The sequence below is a fragment of the Treponema sp. R80B11-R83G3 genome (assembly GCF_054786115.1).
This window is the reverse complement of the sequence record NZ_BDHF01000147.1, coordinates 1-2542: the sequence shown is the minus strand read 5'-3', so window position 1 is coordinate 2542 and position 2542 is coordinate 1. Positions and strand designations below refer to the sequence as shown.

2 protein-coding genes are annotated in these 2542 nt (G+C 40.0%); both read left to right on the top strand.

Annotated features, from left to right (window positions below; translation table 11 throughout):
* The first annotated feature begins 210 nt into the window (after positions 1-210).
* Complete coding sequence (locus ACYVRH_RS11745; RefSeq protein ID WP_461257103.1) at positions 211-549, top strand: hypothetical protein; 339 nt, start codon at positions 211-213, stop codon at positions 547-549.
* 65 nt (positions 550-614) lie between these two features.
* Complete coding sequence (locus ACYVRH_RS11740; protein ID WP_461257102.1) at positions 615-2006, top strand: DNA primase family protein; 1392 nt, start codon at positions 615-617, stop codon at positions 2004-2006.
* Positions 2007-2542: the final 536 nt, after the last annotated feature.

The following is a 2542-nucleotide window of genomic DNA, read 5'->3' as shown; positions in this document are numbered from 1 at the left end:
TTGCCGCCGCTGTTTCTGATACGGCTAATGGCGTTATTATCCATGAGTGTATCGAGGGGGAAATAGACGTATCGGGTTGGTGGGCGTTTTGGGCGTTTGTTACTTTTGCTGATGGACGGACGGCGGCAGGAGAGGCAAGCAAGGTTTATGTTTGGCAAGAGGGAAAATAATTATAACAAGAATTTGTGGGCAATGTAGGAGATTTGAATATTGAAAAGGGGGTCGCCGGAAGAAAAATACAAGGATATTGCACGAAGGCAACAGCGTATTCTTGAAGAATATGCGGAACATGAATTTGAATGGGCGGGAGATTTGCTGTTGTGGTACAAGATAAAAAATTTAGATATGCCGGAAGATGAATATAGGGCTTGCGCTTTTTTCCAAAATAGGGAGTACCGAAAAAAGCCGGGGGCTTTGTCTTTGCTGTATCAGATGTATAACAGGTGTACTAGTGAATTGCCAACTGTTACAAGAGAAAACGCTTTTGATTTGTTGCGTTTTCAATTTAAGATGTACGCTAAAGTTTTGCAAATAGGGGGGTTTTCTTGACCTGCGGTCAAGAATTCCGATTATACGTTGTTTGCTTACGCAAACTTGAATAAGGAGTAATACTGATGAGGGATAATATAGGTGATGAAAGCGTTTATCTTCGCAAAATGGAGCTTGAAAAGGGTTTGCTTCAATTTACGGATACTACTAACGCTTACCGTTTGTTTGTAGAGCATGGTAAGGATATACGTTATAACAATTTATGGAAAAAGTGGATCGTGTGGAATAATAAGCGGTGGGAAATGGATAACGGTTATTTAATCCATGACAGGGGTTTGAAGATGATTAGAGGCATTTATGGCGAATTGTTGAAAACCGCAGATTACAGGGAGCGTATAGATATTGAAAAACACGCTATGCAAAGTGAAAGCGCAAGAAGGAGAAAAGCCCTTGTTGAAGTCGCTAGTTGGATACCTGAATTGAATGTGTCTACTGATGATCTTGATAAAGACCCGTGGCTGTTGAATGTTAGTAATGGAACTGTTGATTTGAGGACAGGGGAAATAAGGGAGCAGAGACAGGAGGATTTAATTACTCGGCTTGCCAATGTGGAATATGACCGTAACGCCGATTGTCCAGCGTGGAAAAAATTTATTATGGAGATTATGAATTATAATGCGGAGTTAATTCATTTTATACAAAATGCCGCAGGGTGGGCGGTTACTGGCGATACATCGGAGCAAACTATGTTTATTCTTTTCGGAACAGGGGCTAATGGAAAAAGCACTTTTTTAAATACTATTATGAATTTGTTAGGTGATTACGCTATTGCTACGCCTACGGAAACTTTTATGCGTAAAACTGGAGACCATATTACAAATGACATTGCAAGGTTGAGGGGTACTCGGTTTGTTACTACTACTGAAGCTGATTATGGGCGGCGGTTGTCTGAACCGCTGATTAAGCAGATAACGGGGAATGACCGAATGACGGCAAGGTTTTTGTATGGGGAGTTTTTTAATTTTGTGCCGACTTTCAAGATTTTTATGGCGACTAACCATAAGCCAGTCATTAAGGGTACTGATCACGGTATTTGGAGACGGATTAAGCTTGTGCCGTTCATTACTCGCATTGAGGAAGAAAGGCAGGATAAACATCTTGAACAAAAACTTATTCAGGAAAGTTCAGGGATTTTGAATTGGCTTATTGAAGGCGCTATGCGGTGGCGTAAAGAGGGATTGAGAACGCCGATTGTTATTATTAGGGCTACTGATGAGTATCGTGGGGAAATGGACGTTATAGGGAATTTTATTAAAGAGCGGTGTATTCAGCAGGTTGGCGTTATTATTAAGGCTAGGGAATTGTTTAAGTGTTATCAAGTTTGGTGTGATGATAATAATGAGAATGCTGTAAGCGAGCGGTTTTTTGGTTTGAGGTTAAAGGAATTGGGTTTGGAGCAAAAACGTATGAATGATGGGCGGTATTGGGAAGGTATTCAGATTAAGGCTTCGGGATAGTGGGTGATTTTTTCACATACACCCTGTGGGTGCGGTTTAAATATTTATAAATAGGGACGCTATTATTTATTTTTTCCAAAGTTTTTAAGTACCTCGCTATGTCTGGGCGCACTGCCTCACCTAAAGGTTCGGCGCATTTATTCAGAATGGGGATTTTATTGTGCGCCACGCCGTGCCGACTTTTTCATCTACAAGGCTTAACGCCTTGCCTTTTGGGGCGTCCCCCCTGCCCCCTTAATTTTAGGTAGTGAAAACACGAATTATAATTTGATTGATTTTTGTATTACTCCTTGTTGCTACTGGTTGCTCTGTATTGCTATTTGTTAGCGATAAAAAACAAAAAATAGAGCGAAAAAATCTTTTACTACATTGATAAAATTTATAATTACAAAATTATGGCTTTTTTAGGGGACGCGCACGCTCCCCGTAAAAAAAAATCCGTGTATCATGGTGTATAGTTGTGTAGGATTAATAAAGAATTATGCTACACTTTTTTTATTACTCCCTATTGCTCTTTGTAACTCTCTATTATTCAC